Genomic DNA, 22,184 nt, shown 5'->3' on the forward strand with positions numbered 1-22,184 from the left:
AGAAAACAACGCAAGACGACCGTCCGATACGACAAGCGACGTTACAAGCGACGCAACCGCATCGAGATCATGTTCGGAAGGCTGAAGGACTGGCGGCGCGTAGCAACGCGATACGACAGGTGCCCGAAGGCCTTCTTGTCGGCAATCGCTCTCGCTGCAATCGTCATCTTCTGGCCATGAGGCCTGAGTCTAGCGCCTCGACGGCGAAATTTTCACACGCTGGATTCCGGCAGGCGTTCACCTGCAGATCACCATGCGGAGCCGGCAACCGAAGATCACCGCCGGCATCTCTAAATGTTGATTTCGCCGATCTCGAGGCCATCCTGCTCTGCCCAAAATATCTTTTCTGCGGGACGAATACCCGGCAATGTGCCAACACATTGCCGGGTATGATATTTTCGACTTATGTTCTTGTAAAGTTCATAAATTGGCCGTGATTTAGTAAACGGCTGGACATCTGACCGGCCCTTTTCATTTCCGCTCCCCGCAGTCGAACGCCAGCAAAAGACCGCAAATTCCCCCATGACGGGTGGTTGTCGCTTGGCCGGGCGCAAAATGTGGGGTAGTTTCGGCCCATGCCGCTACTCAAGACCTTCTTCCAGGCGTTCCGCCCCGAAAAGCCGACCGGCCTTCCCGACCCGGATGCCGAGCTTGCGCTGGGCGCGCTGCTTGTGCGGGTAGCGCAGGCGGATCGCGACTATCAGGTGGAAGAGATCAGCCTGATCGACCGGATCCTGCAACGGCTTTATCAACACAACGCGATCGAGGCGGCCCAGGTCCGCGCGACCTGCGAAAAGCTGCACGCAGCGGCCCCCGACACCGACACCTTCGGCAAGCTGATCCGGGAAACCACCGGGCTGGAGGAACGTATAGCCGCGCTCGAGGCGCTGTGGGAAGTCGTGCTGGCCGATGGCGAGCAGAAGGAGGGCGAGATCCGGATCGTCGAAGACGCGCGAAAGGCGATGGGGCTGAGCTACAATGACAGCCAGGCTGCCCGCGAACGGGTGATGGCGCGTCTGCAGGCGTGATTGCCGGTTGGCTCTGCCCGGCCAACGGCCTATATGCGGCCCAATGTTCACGGATTTCCTGAAACGGCTGACCGATCCCGGCCCGCAAAGGCTGCCCGGTGCCGACGCCCGGCTGGCGCTGGCGGCGCTTCTGGTGCGGATCGCGCGCTCCGACAACGATTACGCGCAGACCGAGATCGCCCGGATCGACCGGATCCTGGCCGCCCGCTACGGGCTGGGCCCGTTCGCAGCCGCTGCCCTGCGCCGCGAGGCCGAGGCGCTGGAGGCCGAGGCGCCCGATACGGTGCGGTTCACCCGCGCGATCAAGGAAGCGGTGGCCTATGACGACCGCCGCGCGGTGGTCGAGACGGCGTGGTCCGTGGTGTTGGCCGACGGACAGCGGGCCGAGGAAGAGGACGCGCTGATGCGCATGATCGCCAGCCTTCTGGGCGTGAACGACCGCGACAGCGCGCTGGCACGGCAAAAGGCAGAGGGCAGATGATCGCCGCATTGGGCATGTATGACATGGCGCCGCTTCGGGCCGCCAACGACCGGCTGTGGAACGGCATTCGCGAGGCCTTGGGCTATGGCCCCAGCCGCCTGACGCGCGACATGGATTTCTGGGACATCTGGCAATCGCCCGATCTGCTTCTGGCGCAGACCTGCGGCCTGCCCTATCGCACGCGGCTGCACGGAAAGGTGCAATTGGTCGGCACCCCCGATTACGGCCTGCCCGGTTGCCCGCCGGGATACTATTGTTCGGTCATCGTCACCCGCGCCGACGACCCGCGCGAGACGCCGGCCGAGCTGGCCGCCGGCACCATGGCCTTCAATGACGGTCGGTCCCAATCCGGCTGGGCCTCGCCGATTGCGCATCTTTCCGCGATGGGGCTGAGGCCCGCAGAGCTGTTGCGATCGGGCGGTCACGCGCTGTCGGCCCGCGCGGTGGCCGAGGGCCGCGCCGATTTCGCCGCGCTTGATGCGGTGACGTGGACGCTGTTGCGGGAACACGATCCGGTGTCGAAAGACCTGCGCGAGGTCGGCCGCACCGAACCGACGCCGGGTCTGCCGCTGATTACGGCGAAGGCCCGCGACGCCGCAGCGATCGCCGAGGCCGTCCGCGCCGCCATCGCCGGATTGTCCGCAGACGACCGCGCCGCGCTGCACCTTCAGGGGCTTGTGGCGATTCCCGCCAAGGATTACCTTGACCTGCCCACGCCCGCCGCGCCCGATGCGGCCGCCTGACTTCGAAATCCTCGCAGAATCGGCGGCCGAACCTTCCGAAACGGAGCCGATCCGCGCCGTTTCGGCGTTTTGGCGATTGCAAAACGGCGAATTATCCGCACAAGTAACCGACCAGAAATGAAAAGCCACACCGGGGACGAACCTTGTCAGACAGCGCCCAGGACACGCCCGATTCCGGCACGCCGCCCGTCATCGAGATCCGCGACCTGCACAAGAGCTATGGCGCGCTCGAGGTGCTCAAGGGCGTGGACATCACCGCCCGCCGCGGCGACGTGGTATCGCTGATCGGCTCGTCGGGTTCGGGCAAGTCCACGCTGCTGCGCTGTGCAAACCTGCTGGAAGACAGCCAGCAGGGCGAGATCCTGTTCAAGGGCGAGCCGGTGAAGTGGCACGGCCAGGGGCTGCACCGCCGCCCCGCCGACCCCAAGCAGGTGCTGCGGATTCGCACCAACCTGTCGATGGTGTTCCAGCAGTTCAACCTGTGGGCGCACATGACCATCCTGCAGAACGTGATGGAGGCGCCGATCACCGTGCTGGGCCGTGACCGCCGCGAGGTCGAACAATCCGCTCGCGCCTATCTGGACAAGGTCGGCATCGGCGACAAATGCGATGCCTATCCCGCACAGCTGTCCGGTGGCCAGCAGCAGCGTGCCGCCATTGCCCGCGCGCTGTGCATGGAGCCCGAGGCGCTGCTCTTCGACGAACCAACCAGCGCGCTGGACCCCGAACTGGAACAGGAAGTGATCCGGGTCATCAAGGATCTCGCTGCCGAGGGGCGGACCATGATCATCGTCACCCACGACATGAACCTGGCCGCCGACGTGTCCGATCACGTCGTGTTCCTGCACAAGGGTCTGATCGAAGAGGAAGGCCCGCCCGAAACCCTGTTCGGCGCGCCGAAATCGGAACGGCTGAGGGGGTTCCTTTCCCACGCCCAGCCCGCATAATTGCTCAATCACAAAACCACCAAAGGGAGTGTTACACATGAAGAAACTGCTAATCGGCGCGGCCGCGCTGGCGCTGAGCGCCACGATGGCCCTGGCGGACACCGTGCGCATGGGCACCGAAGGCGCCTACCCCCCGTATAACTTCATCAACGACAAGGGCGAGATCGACGGGTTCGAGCGCGAACTGGGCGACGAGCTGTGCAAGCGCGCCGGGCTGACCTGCGAATGGGTCAAGAACGACTGGGATTCGATCATCCCGAACCTGGTGTCGGGGAACTACGACACCATCATCGCCGGCATGTCGATCACGCCGGAACGTGACGAGGTGATCGACTTCACCCAGGCCTATATCCCGCCCGCGGCCTCGGCCTTTGTCGCGGCCAGCAAGGACGTGGACCTGTCCAGCGCCGTGATTGCCGCGCAGACCGGCACCATCCAGGCGGCGCATGTGGCCAGCATGGGCGGCGCGACGCTGGTGGAATTCGCCACGCCGGAGGAAACCATCGCCGCCGTCCGCAACGGAGAGGCGGACGCCGTGCTGGCCGACAAGGACTATCTGATCCCGATCGTCGAAGACAGCAATGGCGAGTTGATGTTCGTGGGCGACGACGTCGCCCTGGGCGGCGGGGTCGGCATGGGCCTGCGCGAATCCGACACCGAGCTGAAGGCCAAGTTCGACGCCGCCATCACCTCGATGAAGGAAGACGGCACGCTGAACGCCATGATCAAGAAATGGTTCGGCGAAGACGCCGCCGTCTTCGATTAAGCAACCCGACAAAGGCAGGTCCGCACTGCGCGGGCCTGCCCCCTTTGGCTGCGCGCGCATGTTTTCCTATTGCTCCGATCCCTCGACGCTGGACACGTTCCGCTGGTTCTCGTGCTACCTGACCAACGGCGTGCACATGCAGTTCTACCTGTCCTTTCTCAAGGTGCTGGGACTGCTGGCGATCACGGCGCCCGTGGCGCTGGCCTTCGGCTTTCTCGGCGCAATGGCCGCGCGGGCGCGGTTCGCCCCGCTCGGCTGGCTGGGCCGGGGCTACATCGCCGTGGTGCGCGGGGTGCCGGACATCGCCTTCTTCCTGTTCTTCGTGATCGCGCTGGACCAGATGTTCGAATGGCTGCGCCACAAGATCAAGTGCCCGGACTGGACCGAGCCGATCCGGCGGGGCAACGATTTCCTGGTCTGCCCGCAGGCCAAGCTGCCGCTAGGCACATCGCCCGAATGGGTCCACGAAGCCTATGCCTTTTTCCTTGCGATCATCACCTTCGCGCTGGTGTTCGGGGCCTTCGCGGCGAACGTCCTTTTCGGTGCGATGCGGGCGGTGCCGCGGGCGCAGCTCGAAACCGCCGAGGCCTATGGCATGACCCGGCGCCAGACCTTTTGGCGGATCCTCGTGCCGCAGATGTGGGTCTATGCCCTGCCTGGCCTGAGCAACCTGTGGATGGTTCTGATCAAGGCCACGCCTCTGCTGTTCCTGCTGGGGATCGAGGACATCGTCTATTGGGCGCGTGAACTGGGCGGCACCAAGACGCCCCGCTTTACCGATTTCCCGCACCCTGACTGGCGCATGTGGTATTTCCTGTTCCTGCTGGTGTTCTACCTCGCCTTCACCCGCGTTTCCGAAATCGTTCTGGACCGCGTGATGCGCCGGCTGACCCATGGCCAGGCGACGATGGGCGGCGAAGCGCAGAGAAAGGCCGCGGCATGAGCAGCTGTCTGCAGACGATTCAGGATTACGGACTGCGGTCCATCGGGATCGGCGAACGCCTGCTGCCCCGGTCCGACTTTACCCTGTGCGAGCATTTCACCCTGATCGGTTCGGGGATGATCTGGAACATCTATTTCGGGGTTCTGGCGCTGCTGACCGGGTTCTTCCTGGCCACCGCCGTGGCGCTGGGCAAGGCATCGCGCAACCCTCTGCTGCGCAAGCCGTCGGAATGGTTCATCTTCGTGTTCCGCGGCTCGCCGCTCTTCATCCAGTTCTTCTTCGCCTATTTCTTCTTTCTCAACCTCAAGAGCGTGCACCCCTTCTTCGATCCGTTCACCTCGGCTTGGCTGGGGGCACTGATCGTGCTGTTTCTGAACACGGCCGCCTATTCGGGCGAAATCTTCTATGGCGCGCTTCTGTCGGTGCCCAAGGGGGACATCGAGGCCGCCGATGCCTATGGCCTGTCCGGCTGGGCCCGGTTCCGCCGGATCATCTGGCCGACCATGCTGCGGCTGGCCTGGCCGGCCTATACCAACGAGGCGATCTTCCTGTTCCACGCCACGACGCTGGTGTTCTTCTCGGGCTTTCCGGCCTGGCAGCAGCGCGGGGATGCGCTGTATTACGCCAATTACTTCGCCGACAAGACCTTCAACCCGTTCGTGCCCTACCCCATCCTGGCCTTCTATTTCATCTTGCTGACGCTGGCGATCGTGTTCCTGTTCGGTCAGATGAACCGATACCTCAACCGCCACCTGCCGCAGGAACGGCGCAAACGGATGACGTTTCGCCTGAACCTGCTGCGCTGATCCTTTCAGGTTTCGGGCTGGCCGAGCCAATCCGACCGAAGCGAGGGGCGCCGCCCGTTGCGCCGGAGGCGCACCAAAGGTGCGACGCGCTCACCGGAGTATTTTGCGCAAGATGAAGACGGGCTGGCATCGCTCGGCTTGCGGGCGAGAATCCGCTTGCCAACGACGCCGACCTGCGGATAGAAATTTGATCAAATTCATCGGTCACACGCAACGAGGCCCTCATGGACATGAAGGAATGGCTGCGGAGCCACCCGGAGATCCGGGCCATCCGCATCGCGGCGGCGGACCTCAACGGCGAGGCGCGCGGCAAGCGCATTCCGGTTCGCTTTGCCGACAAGGCCATCGAGGGCGGCGCGCGGTTTCCTCTGTCGGCGATGAACCTGGACATCTGGGGCGAGGATATCGAGGACAGCCCGCTGGTGCTGGCCTCGGGCGATCAGGACGGGGTTCTGCACCCCACCGAACGCGGTTTCGTTCCCGCGCCGTGGCTCAAGACGCCAACCGCGATCCTGCCGATCTGGATGTATCGCGAGGACGGACAGCCCTTTGACGGCGACCCCCGGCAGGCGCTGGCGCGGGTGGTTGCCCGCTATGCCGAGCGCGGGCTGCATCCGGTGGTGGCGGTCGAGCTGGAGTTCTTTCTGATCGACGATTCGGGTCGCACGCTGGAGGTTCCGCCCTCGCCCCGGTCGGGCAAGCGGCGCAAGGCGGGCGAGATACTGTCGCTGCGGGCGCTGGATCGGTTCGACGACTTCTTTACCGAACTCTACGACGCCTGCGAGGCGATGGACATCCCCGCCGATACGGCGATTTCCGAGGCCGGGCTGGGGCAGTTCGAGATCAACCTGATGCATCAGGACGACGCCCTGCGCGCGGCCGACGATGCCTGGCTGTTCAAGATGCTGGTAAAGGGGCTGGCGCGCAACTACGGCTTCGCCGGCAGCTTCATGGCCAAGCCCTATGAAGATTACGCCGGATCGGGGATGCACATGCATTTCTCGGTTCTGGACGAACAGGGCCGCAACGTGTTCGACGACGGCACGGAACGGGGCAGCGACACGCTGCTGCATGCGATCAACGGCTGTCTCGAGGCAATGCCGGGCAGCACGCTGGTCTTTGCCCCCCACGACAACAGCTTTGACCGCATGGTGCCGGGGGCCCATGCGCCCACCGGCATCTGCTGGGGCTATGAAAACCGCACCGCGGCATTGCGCGTGCCCGGCGGCAATCCGGCGGCGCGGCGGATCGAACATCGTGTCGCGGGCGGGGACACGAACCCCTATCTGGTGATCGCCGCCGTTCTGGGAGCCGCGCTGAACGGGATCGAGGACGCGCGAATGCCGCCCGAGCCCGTCACCGGCAACGCCTATGAGCTGGATCTGCCGCGCATCCCCGCCAACTGGGGCGAAGCGATCGGGACGTTCGAGCGCGACCCGCTGATCGCGCGCATCTTTGCGCCCGAGCTGATCCGCAACTATGTCATGACCAAGCGGCAGGAGCTGCGCTACATGCGCGAGCTGTCGCCGCGCGAAAAGGTTGAAATCTATCTCGACGCGGTCTGAGGCATCCGCCCCCCGCGCACAATGGTGACACATGAAGATCGGCATTCTTCTGACGGGCCACGCCCCCGACGACCTGATCGAAGGTTCGGGCGATTATGACGCCATGTTCCGCAACATGCTGGCCGGACACGGGTTCGAGTTCGAAACCTGGGCGGTGGTGGATGGCGATTTCCCGCCGGGACCAGAGGCCGCGGATGGCTGGCTGATTACCGGATCGAAGCACGGCGTCTATGAGGATCACCCATGGATTCCGCCGCTGGAAGACCTGATCCGGGCGATCCGCGCGTCCGGCAAACCGCTGATTGGTGTCTGCTTCGGCCATCAGATCATCGCCCGGGCGCTGGGCGGCAAGGTCGAAAAATTCCAGGGCGGCTGGGCGGTCGGCCCCACGGAATACGACCTGCACGGGCAGAAGGTCACGCTGAACGCCTGGCACCAGGATCAGGTCACCGAACCGCCCGAGGGGGCGCGGGTCGTCGGCGGCAACGACTTCTGCCGCCATGCCGCGCTGGCCTATGGCGATACCATCTGGACGATCCAGCCGCATCCCGAATTCGGCAGCGACTTTGTCGGCGGGCTGATCGAGAAACGCGGGCGCGGCGTGGTGCCCGACGAGGTGCTGGACGATGCCTCGGGACGTCTGGATGCTCAGATTGACCAGGCGGCGCTGGGCCGTTTCATGGCCGAATTTTTCCTGAACCATTCCAAGCACGAAGACACTGAACGGAAAGAGAGGGCCTGATGGCCGATTCCTGGTTCGACACGTTGCCGGAAGCGGCGAGAAACTATCTGGACGGCAAGCGCCTGGACGAGGTGGAGTGCATCATCGCCGATCTGCCCGGCATCGCCCGCGGCAAGGCGGTCCCTGCCAGCAAGTTCGCGCGGCAAAAACAGTTTCACCTGCCCGACAGCATTTTCTTTCAAACCATCACCGGCGACTGGAGCCAGGATGCCGCCGGGGAAGACGGGTATATCGAGCGCGACATGATCCTGACCCCGGACATGTCCACCGCCTCGGCCGCGCCATGGACGGCGGACTGGACGTTGCAGGTCATCCACGACGCCCATGACCGCGACGGAAATCCGATCCCGTTCAGCCCGCGCAACGTGCTGAAGAAGGTGGTCCAGCTATATCGCGACCGGGGCTGGGAGCCGATCGTGGCGCCCGAGATGGAATTCTACATCGTCGCGCGCAATCTGGACCCGGCCAAGGAGATCGAACCGATGATGGGACGGTCGGGCCGGCCGGCTGCGGCGCGGCAGGCCTATTCGGTGACGGCGGTGGACGAGTTCGGCCCGGTCATCGACGACATCTACGACTTTGCCGAGGCGCAGGGGTTCGAGATCGACGGCATTACCCAGGAAGGCGGGGCCGGGCAGCTCGAGATCAACCTGCGGCACGGCGACCCGGTAAAGCTGGCCGACGAGGTCTTCTACTTCAAGCGGCTGATTCGCGAGGCGGCGCTGCGGCATGACAGTTTTGCCACCTTCATGGCCAAGCCGATCGAGGACGAACCCGGCAGCGCGATGCACATTCACCATTCGGTGGTGGACAGGACGACCGGGCTGAATATCTTCAGCGGGCCTCAGGGCGGGGAAACCGATCTGTTCTTCGGCTTCCTGGGCGGGTTGCAGGCCCACATGCCGCAGGCGATCGCAATCATGGCACCCTATGTGAACAGCTATCGGCGCTATGTGAAGGATTATGCCGCGCCGATCAACCTGGAATGGGGCCGGGACAACCGCACCACGGGGCTGCGCATCCCGATTTCGGGCCCCGAGGCGAAGCGGATCGAGAACCGGATACCGGGGATGGACTGCAACCCCTATCTGGGCATCGCCGCGTCGCTGGCCTGCGGCTATCTGGGCATGGCAAACGAACTGTGGCCGCGCAAGCAGTGCAAGACGGACGCCTATCGCGGCGAGGGCGACATTCCGCAGGTGATGGGTCAGGCGCTGGATCAGTTCGAGGCGGCGACCGAGCTGCACGAGATCCTCGGCCCGGAATTCGCCCGGGTCTATGCGGCGGTAAAGCGGGCGGAATATGAGGAATTCCTGCAGGTGATCTCTCCCTGGGAACGAGAGCACCTTTTGCTCAACGTCTGACGGCGCGCCCGTGGCATGCGTGGCGCAATAGGTATTTAAGACCAGAAAGAAGCAGCAGGTCGGCGTGATGCGGCCTGCGGGGGGTGGCCGTGAACCTATTGTATTCCAATGATCGCAAGGGGGAATTTCCGCCGAGCTGGTATGCGGCGACGGCGCATGAGCTGGCCCGGTTCCCGCCCTTGCGCGGCGAGGTCAAGGCGGATGTCTGCGTGGTGGGCGCGGGCTATACCGGGTTGTCGGCGGCGCTGCATCTGGCCGAGGCGGGGCTGGATGTGGTGCTGGTTGAGGCGCATCGGGTGGGGTTCGGCGCCTCGGGGCGCAATGGCGGGCAGCTGGGCAGCGGGCAGCGGGTCGAGCAGGACGCGCTGGAAAGGCTGGTAGGCCCCGACGATGCGCGGAAGCTGTGGCAGATGGGCGAAGAGGCGAAGGATCTGGTGCGCGGGCTGATCGCGCGGCACGGGATCGACTGCGATCTGACGCCGGGGATCATGTGGACCGGTTCGTCGAAGGCCGAAGTGCGGCATCTGCATGAATACGGCGCGCTGCTGCGGGACCGCTATGGCTATGACAAGGTCGAGATCCTGGACGAGGCCGCGTGCGGTGCGATCTGCCCCTCGCCCGACTACAAGGGCGGCTGCCTCGACATGGGCGGGGCACATCTGCATCCGCTGAACTATGCGCTGGGGCTGGGCCGGGCGGCGGCGGCCGCGGGCGTGCGGATCTTCGAGGAGACGCAGGTTCACCATGTCGAGGAACGCCAGCCTGCGATCGTGCGCACCGACCGCGGCCGCGTGGTGGCCGATCATGTGATCCTGGCCTGCAACGGATACCTCGGCGGGCTGAACCGCAAGGTGGCGGCGCGGGTGATGCCGATCAACAATTTCATCGTCGCGACCGAACCTCTGGGCGAGGACGCGAACAGGGTTCTGACCCGCGACGTGGCCGTGGCCGACAGCCGCTTTGTCATCAACTATTTCCGGCTGAGCCGGGACAAGCGGCTGCTGTTCGGCGGCGGCGAGAGTTACGGCTACAGGTTCCCCAGGGACATCGCCGCAGTCGTGCGCAAACCGATGACCGAGATTTTCCCGCATCTGCGGGACGTGCGGATCGATTACGCTTGGGGCGGCACTCTGGCCATCACCATGAAGCGCCTGCCCTATCTCGCGCGGGTCGCGCCGAACATCCTGTCTGCCTCGGGCTATTCCGGCCACGGCGTCGGCACAGCGACCCATGCCGGACAGCTCATGGCGCTGGCGATCCGGGGCGAGTCGGAGGGCTTTGACGTGATGTCCCGCCTGCCTGTTCCGCCCTTCCCCGGTGGGCCGGGTTTTCGCACGCCGCTTCTGGTTCTGGCGATGACCTGGTTTGCGCTGCGCGATCGGCTGGGGGTCTGAGCGGCGATAGCTGTTTGAAGTTTCCGTGACAATCTGCGGCAGACCCCTTGGCGCATCTCGGCACTTGTTTTAGTTTTTCCGCATATTCAATTCGGGAAATCAAAATATGAAAAGGGTGCCAGACGTTCACCAAGCCGAGCCGATCCCGGAGTCCGCGCGCTCGGCAATAGATGCACTGCTGCAATCCGGAGACCTGTTCCGCTACACCGCGCCGCAGGACGCGCCGGTTGCCCTGCTGGAAACCGAGTTTGCGCGGCTGATGGGGACGAAATACGCGCTGGCAGTGTCGTCCTGTTCGGCCGCGCTGTTCCTGTCGCTCAAGGCGTTGGACCTGCCGCGGAACGCCCGGGTTCTGATCCCCGGCTTCACCTTTGCCGCAGTGCCGTCATCCGTCGTGCATGCCGAGTGCATCCCGGTCCTGTGCGAAGTGGGCAGAAATTACCGGGTCGATCTGAAGGATTTCGAGGCCAGACTGAGCGATGTTCAGGCAGTGATCATCAGCCACATGCGCGGCCACACCAGCGACATGGACGCGATCATGGCCTTGTGCGATGCACGCGGCATTCCCGTGATCGAGGACGCCGCGCATTCGCTGGGCACCACCTGGGGCGGGCGCAAGATCGGCACGATCGGTCACGTGGGGTGCTTTTCCTTCCAGTCCTACAAGATGATCAATGCCGGCGAGGGCGGGATCATGATCAGCGACGACGCCGACCTGATCGCACGGGCAGTGATCCTGTCCGGCGCCTATGAGCACAACTGGAAGAAACACCCGGTTCTGCAGGAGGCCTTTGCCCGCTGGCAGAACAGGTTGCCGCTTTACAATCTCCGCATGTCGAACCTGTCGGCTGCGGTGATCCGGCCGCAACTGCCCGAGCTGGACCGCCGGGTGCGTGACGGGCGAGCCAATCACGACCATGTGGCGGCGCGGCTCAACGCCTCGCCCTGGATCGAGGTGCCGGAAAAGCTGGCGCGGGAGGAGCGCGCGCCGGATTCGATCCAGTTCAATCTGGTGGGCATGAGCGACGATCAGGTTCGCGCCTTTGCCGCGATGGCGGCCGGGATGGGCGTGAACGTGCAGGTCTTTGGCATGAGCGCGGACAATGCGCGGGCCTTCTGGAACTGGCAGTTTCTGCCCGAGATCCCGGAGCTGCCCAAGACGCGCGCCATGTTGATGCGGGCCTGCGATGTGCGGCTGCCTGTGCGATTGACCCGCGCGGAACTGGACGTGATCGCCGACATTCTGCTCGAGGCCGCGGAACGCACCGTCGGACCGCAACGTGCCTACGGCACCTGAGGCAAGGGGTCAGCTCAGCTTCGACAGCTTGTCCTGCAAGTCGGACAGCTGCTTCTTGATGGCGTCGAGATCTTCGGACTTTTCCTTGTCCGAAGACGTCTCGTCATCCTCGCGCGACGGCCCCGACCAGTTGCCCGACAATCCGGCGGTCATCGCCTTGAGGAACGCCTCCTGCTGGGCCTGCAACGCCTCGAATCCGGGCATCTTGGCCATCGGGTTCATGGCGTTCATGTTCTCCATCATCTTTTCCTGGCTTTTGCGCAGCATCTCGAACGACTGTTGCAGGAACTGCGGCATCATGCCCCCGCCGGGGATCATGTAGCTGCGGACGAGATCGTTCAGGACGTTGACGGGCAGGATATTTTCACCACGGCTCTCATGTTCCGCGATGATCTGCAGCAGATACTGCCGGGTCAGGTCGTCGCCGGTCTTGAGATCGACGATCTGCACTTCGCGGCCGTCACGGATGAAACCGGCTATATCCTCCAGCGTCACGTAGTCGCTGGTTTCGGTATTGTAGAGCCTGCGGCTGGCATATCGTTTGATGAGAAGGGGTTTTTCCTTTTCCGCCACGTCCGTTCCTCCCCGACATTGCGTTGCAGAAAACACTATGCGAGCGCAGAACAAAAGGAAAGAGCGGGGAAATCAGAAGGTCAGCCTGGCCCCGACGATGAAGGTATGCGACCGCACGCCCGAATCGGCGACGACCGTCGGCATGATGAGCGGCACGAAACCTTCGTTGAAGACATATTCGGCCCCCAGCGACACGTTCGGTGCCGCCTGAACCTGCAGCCCCAGCACCACCTGATCCATTTTCTCCCATTCGGTTCCCGACGCGCCCTGCACGCCCCTGCTGGCGGCGAGCGACCAGAGAGCCGGGCGGCTGAACAGTTCGGTCCGATAGCGGCCCTGCACCGTCAGGGCGGACACCTTGTGGCCGGTGGCAGGCCAGGCATGCTCGGTCCGGGTAAATTCGCCCATCACGTCGAAACGTGCGGCGCTGAGCGTGGCGTTGACGTCCCACGCCCCGTTCCAGATCCGGTTCACACCGCTGTTCGGCGGGTGGTGCGCGATCGTGCTGTCATAGATCGTGCCCCGCAGAAACCCCGCGCCAAGCCGCAATGCAAGGCCACCGCTCAGATCAAGCCGGTGGCGAAAGTTGACGGCAAAGTTTTCATAACCCCCGTCATTGTCGGGGCTGTTGAGCACCCGGAACCCGCGATGTTCGCGGATCAGGGACAGCGCGATCTCGGTCCGGTCGGTGACATATCCCAGCTCCAGCAGCGGATCCCTTGTCTGCGCCCAGAAGTAGTGCGCGCTGTGGTTGTGCGTGAAGGGCGCATATGAGGAAAAGTCGCCAAAGTTCACGGTCTTCCGGCCAATGGCGGCGTAGAATGGCGACTGGCCAAGGTCGCCGACGGCCAGCCAGTATTTCCTCAGTTGGACGTCACTCTGGCCGGGAAAGATCAGTTCGGAATATTCGCCCTGCGCATAGGCCGTCACCATGGGCAGCGTCAGCGTCGCGCCCAGCGAAATCTCGTTGATGACGCCATAGGTGTCGGACGTTCCCGTGGAATGAGAAGCGGGAAAGCGCGACAGGATCGGAAACTTGCCCGCCGTGTTCGTATCCTCTCTGATGACCGTCCCGACGAACCGGCCGCCGAGATACAACCGCCCGGTTCCCAGATCGCCCGAGGCGCGCGCCCTCAGCGCAAGCGGGATCTTGTTCGTGACGTCGTTCTGCCGGTCGAACATGCCGTCGGAATAGGCAAGGTTCGTGCCAACCGGGCTCTGCGCAGAAACACCTTGAGCGGTCAGGGAAAGACACAGCAGCCCGCAACGGAAAAGATCAGAAACTTTCACATACCCCCCCACCAACGGCAGGCAAAAACACACAGAAAACACCCCCCCCCCCGCCAGCTGGCCGGGTTCGACGCTCACAGTCTGCTCACGAACCCGTGAGCGCTCAAGTCTTTTCTGAATTTGCGTCAGTGGATCGCGGCATCGGCAGATGCAACGGACTGAATTTCAGGCATTTTCGACTGAAGCCGGCGCTTTGTCGCCGCCCTTGTATGGAAACAATTCACCCAGGAACGCCCGAATTGTCCGCAGAAAAAGAAAGGGCGGGCTCAAGGCCCGCCCCAGCGATTGCACCGATTGGGAGGAGGAGATGGGTGCAACAGCTCTTGTGTTTCGTCGCCTTACTTGGCGGCCGCCTTCTTGGCCACGTTGGTCACCTCGTTGGTGGCCTTCTTGACGGCGGCGGTCGCGTCCTCGGCAGCGGACTTGCCAGCAGCCATCAGCAGCTCGACGGTGTCCATCTGCACTTTCTTGGCGATCTCGGCATAGGCGGCCATGTTTTCGGCGGCCACTTCGGCGGCGGCGCTGGTGAAGTCGGCGATTGCCTTGGCGTAATCGGCCGGCTCGTTCTTGGCCTTGGCCACCTCGGCCAGCTTGGCGATCGTGTCCTTGGTCCACTTGTTGGAGATTTCGGCCGACTTTTCAGCGGCTTCCAGAGCCACGCCAGCCAGCTTTTCGTTCAGCGAAGCCTGGTTCTTGAACGCGTTTTCAAGCGCCGAAGCATCCACCGGGAACGCGCCCATGAAGTCCTTCATGATCGCGGAGAAATCCTGAGTCTTTGCCATTGTCCTGATCCTTTCCTGCTTTGCCGGTTCGGCCCGGCCCGCATCAGCTGAGGACAATATGCATTCTGCATCGCAGCATTTCAAGACTTTTTTGCTGCGATGCAGAAATTTTTATTCCACTTTTGAAATCAACGCTTTGCCTTTACCCTGACATAGGTTCCCGGCGCGGGTGCCAAAGGCGGGTGGTCCGAATCGCCCGGCGTTCGCGCCGGCACCAGCTTGCCCGCGCGCTTGCGCAGCCAGGTCTCCCAGCGCGGCCACCACGATCCCTCGTGATGCTCGGCGGTCTTCAGCCAAGCATCGGCGTCGAGCTTGAGATCAGGGTTGGTGTAATGGCCATACTTGTTCTTGCTGGGCGGGTTCACGATGCCGGCGATATGGCCCGATTCTGACACGATGAAGGTCTTGGACCGCGACCCCATCATCTGAACCCCGCGATAGCAGTCCTTCCATGCCGCGATATGGTCGGTTTCACAGGTGATCGCCATCAGGGGCACGTCCACATCCCTCACATGCAGCTTCTGGCCGAGGATCTTGTAGCCGGTCGTGGTGAACTCGTTGCGCTGGCAAAGGCTGCGCAGATACTGCACCGCCATGCGCCCCGGCAGGTTCGTCCCGTCCCCGTTCCAGTAGAGCAGATCGAAGGCCGGGGGCGTCTCGCCCATCATGTAGCTGCGGATCGCCGGCTGATAGACCAGATCGTTGGAGCGCAGGAAACTGAAGGTCCGCGCCATGATGTAGGAGCGCAGATAGCCGTGCTCCTCGACCTCTTCTTCGATCCCGTCGATGAAATCGTCCTGCAGGAACGGGGTAAACTCTCCCTGGTCCGAAAAATCGGTCAGCGCGGTAAAGAATGTGGCGGACTTGATGGGCTTGTCGCCGCGCTTCTTGAGCAGCGCGAGCGTCAGCGCCAGCGTCGTGCCCGCGATGCAATAGCCGATCGCGTTGACCTGCTTGACCTTGCAGATACTCTTGGCCTCTTCGATGGCACGAACGAACCCCTCTTCGATATAATCCTCCATGCCGACGTCGCGATACGTCTCGTCCGGGTTCACCCAGCTGACCACGAAGACCGTGTAGCCCTGATCCACCGCCCATTTGATGAAGCTGTTTTCGGGCTTGAGGTCGAGGATATAGAACTTGTTGATCCAGGGCGGGAACAGGACGATGGGAATCTCGTGCACCTTTTCGGTGCTGGGCGCATACTGGATCAGTTCCATCATCCGGTTGCGATAGACGACCTCGCCGGGCGTGGTGGCGATGTTCCCGCCGATTTCAAAGGCGCTTTCGTCGGCCAGCCGCACCACCAGTTCGCCGTCATTGGCCTCCAGATCCGCGACAAGGTTCTCCAGCCCCCGCACCAGCGATTCCCCGTCCGTTTCCAGCGCCTTCTGCAGCGCGTCGGGGTTTGTGGGCAGGAAATTCGTCGGCGCCATCATGTCGATGATCTGGCGGGTGAAGTAGTTGAGCCGTTTCTTTTCCTTCGGGTCCAGATCCTCGGCGGCCTCGACCACCTTTTCCATCGCCTCGGCGTTCAGCAGATATTGCCGGCGAATGAGGTTGAAATAGGGATTTTCACGCCACAGCGGGTTGGAAAAACGCCGGTCGCGGCTGGCGGCTTCGTCACCCTCCTCGGCCTTCAGCCCCGCCAGCGCCTGCTGCGCCTCGGCAAAGTTGAGGACCGATTTGCTCCAGTAATGAACCTGCTGCTCGATCAGCTTGGCGGGGTTCTGCATCACCTGATTCCAGTAGGCCACCGCCGCCTTTGCGAACAATTCCTGGCTGGGCGCGTTGAGCGCCGGGTTGTGGGACGTCTTGCGCGACATCACGTCGATCAGGCGCTTGGACAGGGCCTCGACCCGGGCCATGTTCTCCTTGAGCTTTTCAAGGCTCTCGCCGGTGACGGCTGGTGCGCCATTCTCGCTTGTTGTCATTTTAAGAAATCCCTCTTACCTTGCTGCTGTGCAGAATAACCCTGCAAAGGATAACGTGGCCCTCACCGCGGGGAAAGCGGCGAATGGCCCCAAGGATGGCCCACCCGGCGTGGTCATGCGAAGGAGACGGTGATGCGATACCTGGCAACCTATGACGTGATGGAGTCGGCGCGCAATTTCAACCAGTGGCTGGGCGCGACGGCTTCCTCCTTTGCCTCTTATCCGGTTTTCGCGATGATGCCGAATCCGGCGCTGGACTGGATGGCGGCCTGGGGCCAGGTCACGGAACGGACCTTTCAGCGCATGGTTGCCAAGCCCGACTGGGGCATCCGCACCTTCACCTGCGAGGACGGCAAGGATCATCTGGTCGAGATCCTGCCGGTGGTGGAACGCCCTTTTGCCGATCTGATCGAGTTTCGCGTGAACGGGCGCAAGCCGATGCCGCGCAAGGTGCTGCTGGTGGCGCCGATGTCGGGCCACTATGCGACGCTGCTACGCAGCACGGTGAAAAGCCTGATCGTCAACTGCGACGTCTTCGTGACCGACTGGCACAACGCCCGCGACATTCCCGTGTCGGCGGGCAAGTTCGACGTCGAAGACTATACCCAGTACCTCGTGGATTTCATGCGCGAACTGGGGCCGGAGATCCATGTGATCGCCGTGTGCCAGCCTGCGCCCCTGACGCTGGCGGCGACCGCCTATCTGGCCGAGCTGGACCCCAGGGCGCAGCCGCAGACGCTCACCCTGATCGGCGGGCCGATCGACCCGGACGCGGCCGCCACCGACGTGACCGATTTCGGCCGCCGGGTGACGATGGGTCAGCTCGAGGAGTTCGCGATCCAGCGGGTCGGGTTCAAATACAAGGGCGTGGGTCGGCTGGTATATCCGGGCCTCATGCAGCTGGCCGGGTTCATGTCGATGAACGCCGACCGGCATGCCAGCGCCTTCAACGAACAGATCATGCGCGTGATGCGCGGCGAGGCCTCGGACCACGACGCCCACAACCGGTTCTATGATGAATACCTCGCGGTCATGGACATGACGGCGGAATTCTACCTGTCCACGGTCGAACGCATCTTCAAGAATCGCGAAATCGCGCGAAACGAATTCGTGGTGAACGGCCACAAGGTGGATATCGGCAAGATCACCGATGTCGCGGTCAAGACGGTCGAAGGCGCCAAGGACGACATTTCGGCCCCCGGCCAGTGCGTCGCGGCGCTGGATCTGTGCACCGGCCTGCCCGACAGCCTGAAGGCCCACCATGTCGAACCCGGTGCCGGTCACTACGGCATCTTTGCCGGCCGGTCCTGGCGCGACAACATCCGCCCGCTGGTGATCGAATTCATGGACAAGAACAGCCGCAAATCACGCAGCCGCAAGCCCGCCAACCGGAACGCGGCAGCCGGCTGAGGCGCGTGGCCCTCACTCGGTCATGCCCAGAGCCTCGGTTCGTTGAGCGCCTGAGCCTCGCCCCGGACCCGTCTGCCCCCCGCCAGAGCGGCACCGGGGCATAGATCATCGAACACCGCCCGAAGCTGGCCGGGCGGGCTCATCGGGGCGGCCGGTCCCCGCCATCCAGCCACGCGCGCAGCTCTTGGGTGACGGCTTCGGGTTGTTCCAGCGTCGGCAGGTGTCCAGCTTCCGGCACGATCACCAGCCGCGCGTTCGGCATCAGCGCCGCCATGGCCTCGTGCCGCTTCACCGGGGTCAGCCCGTCATGTTCCCCGCACAGGATCAGAGTCGGCCCCCGATAGCGACGCAGAACATCCTGCTGGTCCACGCGCCGCTGCAACGCGCGGGATTGCCGGACGAACAGTTCCGCCCCCAGATCCTGCGCCATCTCGTACATGAACCGCAGCAGGGTCATCCGTTCGGGCCCCGGCGCCAGAAAGGCGGGCTTCAACGACTCTTCCATCGCGATATCCAGCCGCCCGGCCCTGGCCTGAGCGATCCAGGGCTCGCGCATCGCGGCGATCTGCGGCGTTTCGCCCAGGGGATCGGTATCCATCAGGCAAAGCCGCACCACCCGTTCGGGGACGCGCCGCAGAATCTCCATGGCCACGATCCCGCCCATGCTGAGCCCCGCCAGCGCGAACCGCGCCGGCAGCTGGTCCAAAAGGCCCTCGGCGATCTCTTCGATCGTATCGCCCCTTGTGATCGGCGCGACCATGACCGCGTGATCGCGTGACAGCGCATTGATCTGCGGCCAGAACAGACGAGCGTCACACATCATGCCCGGCAGCAGAACCAGAGGCTCGGTCATTTCACGCCCACCCTTTCCAGCCAGTCCAGAATGTCCCGCACGGTCGCGTCGGTCTGCCCCGGCGACTGGATGTCCCCGGCAATGACATGGGCGTTCGGGTCGTCCTGTGGCCCCATTTCGACGGCCTGTATCGCCACCGGTCCACCCCAGCGCGCCGCAACGGCGCGGGTGATGTCGGGGCGAACCACCTTGTCGGCGTCCGACAACCTGAACAGCGCCGGTATCGTCACGCCTGAAACATCCAGATCCACGACCCGTTCGACCAGCGCCGCCATCGGAAGCAGCGCCACCGTGGGATAGGAGGTGGTCCAGAATCGACCATGGGCCGCGTTGCGCGGCGCAAAGGAATAGGTTTCCCCCACCACCTTCGGCAGCCACCAGCGCGCCGCCGGCAGGGTCAGGGCAAAGGCCGCCGGATCGTTGATCCCGAAATTGGGAGAGATGAACACCATCGCCGCCACGTCGCGCGACAGCTCCGGATCCACTGCGGCCGCGGTTGCCAAAGTGCCCCCGGTAGAGGTCGAAATCACCACCACCCGTTCGCCCACGGCGCGGGCGGCCGCCAGCCCCTCGGCCACGTCCAGCATCCAGTCATGCGCCGCGGGTTCGGCCATTGCCGTCCCGCCCCGGCCATGTCCGGCCAGCCGCTCGAACACCAGATTTGCGCCCAGCGCCTCGGCCACGCGGTCGGGCACGGGGCGGATCTCTTCGGAGGTGGCGGAAAAACCGTGCAGATACAGAACCGACCAGGGGGTCCGGCGCTCCTCGAAGCCGGGGCGCCAGATCACGCGTTTTTCGACGCCGGGCGTGATGTCGTCATGTCGCGCCTCGACGCTTTCGAAATAGACCTGCACGCCTTCTCCGAACTTGCGTGGATCGAACCGCGCATTCAGCTCCACCGGCTCGTAGGGCCCGAACCACCAGAGCGCCCCGCCCAGCAGAATCAGCACCAGAACCAGCCGCCCCAGGAACCGCCCCAGAGCGCGCATCACGCCTCTCCCAGAACGTCGAGAATGGCGTTCTCGATGATCCCCAGGCACGGCCCGTCGGAGAACCGGTGATCGGCGTCCTTCACCAGCGTCAGCCGCATGTCCGGGCAGTCCGCGTGATCCAGCAGTCGCAGCGCGGTTTCGGTCGATACCGCCGTATCGGCCGTCCCCTGCAGGCATCGGACCGGAAACGGCAGCGCCAGCGGCGTTCGCAGCACCAGATGCGCGCGTCCGCTTTCGATCATGCGCATGGTGACGATGTAGGGCTCCATGTAGTCGGACGGCAGCTCGATCCGCCCGTGTTCGAGCAACCGGCGCTTCTGCTCCTCGCTGAAACGCGCCCAATACCCGTCCTCGGTGAAATCGGGCGCCGCGGCTATGGTCACCATCCCCGCGATCCGCTGGGGCACCGCCCGCGCCAGCAGCAGCGCCTGCCAGCCGCCCATGGACGACCCCACCGGCACGATCGGCCCCTCTGTCAGCGCCGTTACCGCGGCGAGCGTATCCTCGTGCCAGTCGCCGATGCAGCCTTCCTCGAACCGGCCGCTGCTTTCGCCATGGCCGGAATAGTCGAACCGCAGATAGGCCCGCCCGTGCGCGCGCGCCCAAGCCTCCAGATGCACCGCCTTGGTGCCCTCCATGTCCGATTTCAGACCGCCCAGGAACACGATCCACGGCCCCTTGCCCTCGGTCCTGTGATAGGCCAGCCGCCGCCCCTGCGGTGTGTCCAGAAATGTCGTCGCCGCCATGCGTTCCCCCGTCGCGCCGCCCCGGTCACTGCCCCCGGTTGCTGGCGCCCATCATGCACGACATGCCCGGTTGCGCAATGCGCCCGCCGCGAATCCGTGCCGGGCACGGGTCCGCGGCCGGGCCGGTGCCCTTAGAGGGGTTGCTTTGTGTAATCCACCTCGTCGGGATAGAAGCCTTCCTCGATGCTCGTGGTGTGCTTGACGTTCAGCCGGCCGCCCTCGACCCGGCTGATATACTGCACGCCGAACACCTGGTGGGTCTTGCCGTTGAATACCTTGGGCCCCTGCGGGTGCTCGAACGATTCCGGCATGTCCGTCATCGCCTCCACCGCCTCGATCAGCGCGGCGCGATCCTGCGGGCCGCGATAGCCGGCGGCCTCCATGCCCTTCTTGATGACATAAAGCGTCTCCCAGCAGCCGAACATGTGCGCATAGGTCGAGACGTCCTTGGGATCGCTCACCGAGGCGCCGTTCTCGTCCACCCCCACGGCGGCGCGATAGGCCTTGTCGAACTCGGTCTGGTCGGGTTGGGCATAGCGCGGGTGGCCCTCCCAGAAGTAGGTGCCTTCAAGGAATTCCAGGCCGGGGCTGCGGATATCCACCGCCTCCAGACTGTCGATGAAGCCAAAGATTTCGGGGCGGCTGGGTCCGAAGAATTCACCCATTTCCTTGACGAAGGTCAGCACCGCCGGGCCGACCATGACGTGATAGAGCACCTCCGTTTCGCGCGGGATCTTGGGGAAATACCGGGTAAAGCTCGTCTCGGTCGGCGGAATGGCGATGTGTTCCAGCACCTCGCCGCCGGCCGCCTTCATCGCCGCGGTGAAGAAATCGCGGTGATCGTGGCCAAAGGCGAAGTCGGGAAAGATCATCGTCACCTTCTTGCCGAGGTTTTCCTTGACGAAGGGCGCCATCGCCAGGACCTGGCTTTTGACGTCGGTGATGCCGGGCTGCAGCGTGTAACGGTTCAGCATGCCCGACGCGACATGGTGGCCTTCGGACACCACGAAATAGGGCAGCTTCAGCTCGCCCGCGCGTGGGGACGATCCGATCACCACATGGGAAAACAGCGTGCCGAAGCCCACGTCGCATTTGTGCTGGGTGGCGAATTTCTCCACCACCTCGGCGCCGCGCTTGGGGTCGGTGCCGTCATCCTCGGCCACGATCTCGACCATGCGGCCGTTGATGCCGCCGGCGTCGTTGATCCTTTTCACCGCCGCCATGGTGGTACGGTCATACCAGCGCCCATAGGCCGCGCCGATGCCTGTGCGGTGCACCTGAAAGCCGATGCGGATCGGCTCGGCGCTCTGCGCGCCGGCATAGCGCGCCCAGAGCGGCAGAGTCGTCGCGGCGGCCGCGCCGCCCAGCGTCTTCAGTGCCCCGCGACGGGTCGTCCGGGCAGGTTTTCGGGTCTGATCGGTCATTGGAGTATCCCCCATGCTGGCAGGTTGATCGGGTCGCATTTCTGACCTCATTGGTCGCAAGTGTGCTAATCCGTCCGGGTCTTGTCCAGTCGATTGCATGATCT

Annotated in this window: 22 protein-coding genes; 14 read left to right on the forward strand and 8 right to left on the reverse strand. The window is 63.9% G+C overall.

Features of this window, described 5'->3' with window-relative positions:
• The 13 genes from C4S70_RS12345 to C4S70_RS12405 all read left to right on the forward strand — a co-directional run.
• On the forward strand, positions 1 to 180 hold a 180-nt coding region (locus tag C4S70_RS12345; protein ID WP_146064214.1), incomplete at its 5' end, for a transposase.
• Positions 181 to 575: 395 nt separating this feature from the next.
• Complete coding sequence (locus C4S70_RS12350; RefSeq protein WP_104008420.1) at positions 576 to 1,028, forward strand: tellurite resistance TerB family protein; 453 nt, start codon at positions 576 to 578, stop codon at positions 1,026 to 1,028.
• A 43-nt stretch (positions 1,029 to 1,071) separates the two neighbouring features.
• Positions 1,072 to 1,509, forward strand: coding sequence for a tellurite resistance TerB family protein (locus C4S70_RS12355; protein WP_104008421.1), 438 nt, complete (start codon positions 1,072 to 1,074; stop codon positions 1,507 to 1,509).
• A complete protein-coding gene (locus C4S70_RS12360; protein ID WP_104008422.1) occupies positions 1,506 to 2,252 on the forward strand; it encodes a phosphate/phosphite/phosphonate ABC transporter substrate-binding protein in 747 nt (248 codons plus the stop codon). Before C4S70_RS12355 ends, C4S70_RS12360 begins: the two co-directional genes overlap by 4 nt.
• Before the next feature lie 143 nt (positions 2,253 to 2,395).
• A complete protein-coding gene (locus tag C4S70_RS12365) occupies positions 2,396 to 3,199 on the forward strand; it encodes an ABC transporter ATP-binding protein (protein ID WP_104008423.1) in 804 nt (267 codons plus the stop codon).
• A 37-nt stretch (positions 3,200 to 3,236) separates the two neighbouring features.
• Positions 3,237 to 3,965 (forward strand): transporter substrate-binding domain-containing protein, encoded by a 729-nt coding sequence (locus C4S70_RS12370; RefSeq protein ID WP_104008424.1) that lies wholly within the window; start codon positions 3,237 to 3,239, stop codon positions 3,963 to 3,965.
• Positions 3,966 to 4,023: 58 nt separating this feature from the next.
• Complete coding sequence (locus C4S70_RS12375) at positions 4,024 to 4,908, forward strand: ABC transporter permease (protein WP_104008425.1); 885 nt, start codon at positions 4,024 to 4,026, stop codon at positions 4,906 to 4,908.
• The gene (locus C4S70_RS12380) at positions 4,905 to 5,714 is read left to right on the forward strand and encodes an ABC transporter permease (RefSeq protein WP_104008426.1); all 810 of its coding nucleotides are present in this window, start codon (positions 4,905 to 4,907) and stop codon (positions 5,712 to 5,714) included. The genes C4S70_RS12375 and C4S70_RS12380 overlap by 4 nt, the downstream gene beginning before the upstream one ends.
• A 230-nt stretch (positions 5,715 to 5,944) precedes the next feature.
• The gene (locus C4S70_RS12385) at positions 5,945 to 7,279 is read left to right on the forward strand and encodes a glutamine synthetase family protein (protein WP_104008523.1); all 1,335 of its coding nucleotides are present in this window, start codon (positions 5,945 to 5,947) and stop codon (positions 7,277 to 7,279) included.
• Positions 7,280 to 7,310: 31 nt separating this feature from the next.
• On the forward strand, positions 7,311 to 8,021 hold the full coding sequence (locus tag C4S70_RS12390; RefSeq protein ID WP_104008427.1) for a type 1 glutamine amidotransferase: 711 nt from the start codon (positions 7,311 to 7,313) through the stop codon (positions 8,019 to 8,021).
• Positions 8,021 to 9,385, forward strand: coding sequence for a glutamine synthetase family protein (locus tag C4S70_RS12395; protein WP_104008428.1), 1,365 nt, complete (start codon positions 8,021 to 8,023; stop codon positions 9,383 to 9,385). The genes C4S70_RS12390 and C4S70_RS12395 overlap by 1 nt, the downstream gene beginning before the upstream one ends.
• A gap of 83 nt (positions 9,386 to 9,468) precedes the next feature.
• Positions 9,469 to 10,779, forward strand: a complete 1,311-nt coding sequence (locus C4S70_RS12400) for an NAD(P)/FAD-dependent oxidoreductase (RefSeq protein WP_104008429.1) — start codon at positions 9,469 to 9,471, stop codon at positions 10,777 to 10,779.
• A 106-nt stretch (positions 10,780 to 10,885) separates the two neighbouring features.
• Entirely contained in the window at positions 10,886 to 12,076 is a 1,191-nt protein-coding gene (locus C4S70_RS12405) for a DegT/DnrJ/EryC1/StrS family aminotransferase (protein WP_104008430.1), read from the forward strand.
• Positions 12,077 to 12,085: 9 nt separating this feature from the next.
• Here the strand turns inward: C4S70_RS12405 and phaR are convergent, their stop codons facing one another.
• The 4 genes from phaR to C4S70_RS12425 form a co-directional block, all read right to left on the reverse strand.
• Positions 12,086 to 12,649, reverse strand: a complete 564-nt coding sequence (phaR, locus tag C4S70_RS12410) for a polyhydroxyalkanoate synthesis repressor PhaR (protein WP_104008431.1) — start codon at positions 12,647 to 12,649, stop codon at positions 12,086 to 12,088.
• A gap of 72 nt (positions 12,650 to 12,721) precedes the next feature.
• Complete coding sequence (locus C4S70_RS12415; protein WP_146064215.1) at positions 12,722 to 13,939, reverse strand: hypothetical protein; 1,218 nt, start codon at positions 13,937 to 13,939, stop codon at positions 12,722 to 12,724.
• Between the two features lie 338 nt (positions 13,940 to 14,277).
• Positions 14,278 to 14,721 (reverse strand): phasin, PhaP, encoded by a 444-nt coding sequence (locus tag C4S70_RS12420; protein WP_104008433.1) that lies wholly within the window; start codon positions 14,719 to 14,721, stop codon positions 14,278 to 14,280.
• Between the two features lie 128 nt (positions 14,722 to 14,849).
• Positions 14,850 to 16,655: a PHA/PHB synthase family protein gene (locus C4S70_RS12425; protein ID WP_104008434.1), complete on the reverse strand. Its 1,806-nt coding sequence runs from the start codon at positions 16,653 to 16,655 to the stop codon at positions 14,850 to 14,852.
• A 132-nt stretch (positions 16,656 to 16,787) separates the two neighbouring features.
• Here C4S70_RS12425 and phaZ point away from each other — a divergent pair, with 132 nt between their 5' ends.
• On the forward strand, positions 16,788 to 18,065 hold the full coding sequence (gene phaZ / locus C4S70_RS12430) for a polyhydroxyalkanoate depolymerase (RefSeq protein WP_104008435.1): 1,278 nt from the start codon (positions 16,788 to 16,790) through the stop codon (positions 18,063 to 18,065).
• Between the two features lie 139 nt (positions 18,066 to 18,204).
• Here phaZ and C4S70_RS12435 read toward each other — a convergent pair whose 3' ends face one another.
• From C4S70_RS12435 to C4S70_RS12450, 4 genes are all read right to left on the reverse strand, one after another.
• Positions 18,205 to 18,918 carry an alpha/beta fold hydrolase gene (locus tag C4S70_RS12435; protein ID WP_104008436.1) on the reverse strand — a complete coding sequence of 238 codons (714 nt, stop codon included), beginning with the start codon at positions 18,916 to 18,918 and terminating at the stop codon, positions 18,205 to 18,207.
• Positions 18,915 to 19,907 (reverse strand): alpha/beta hydrolase, encoded by a 993-nt coding sequence (locus C4S70_RS12440; RefSeq protein WP_104008437.1) that lies wholly within the window; start codon positions 19,905 to 19,907, stop codon positions 18,915 to 18,917. The genes C4S70_RS12435 and C4S70_RS12440 overlap by 4 nt, the downstream gene beginning before the upstream one ends.
• On the reverse strand, positions 19,907 to 20,656 hold the full coding sequence (locus C4S70_RS12445; protein WP_104008438.1) for an alpha/beta fold hydrolase: 750 nt from the start codon (positions 20,654 to 20,656) through the stop codon (positions 19,907 to 19,909). Before C4S70_RS12445 ends, C4S70_RS12440 begins: the two co-directional genes overlap by 1 nt.
• A 131-nt stretch (positions 20,657 to 20,787) precedes the next feature.
• Positions 20,788 to 22,080, reverse strand: a complete 1,293-nt coding sequence (locus tag C4S70_RS12450; protein ID WP_104008439.1) for an ABC transporter substrate-binding protein — start codon at positions 22,078 to 22,080, stop codon at positions 20,788 to 20,790.
• Positions 22,081 to 22,184 lie beyond the last annotated feature (104 nt).

Origin of the sequence: Jhaorihella thermophila (assembly GCF_900108275.1) — a bacterium.
In the GTDB taxonomy this organism is placed as follows: domain Bacteria; phylum Pseudomonadota; class Alphaproteobacteria; order Rhodobacterales; family Rhodobacteraceae; genus Jhaorihella; species Jhaorihella thermophila.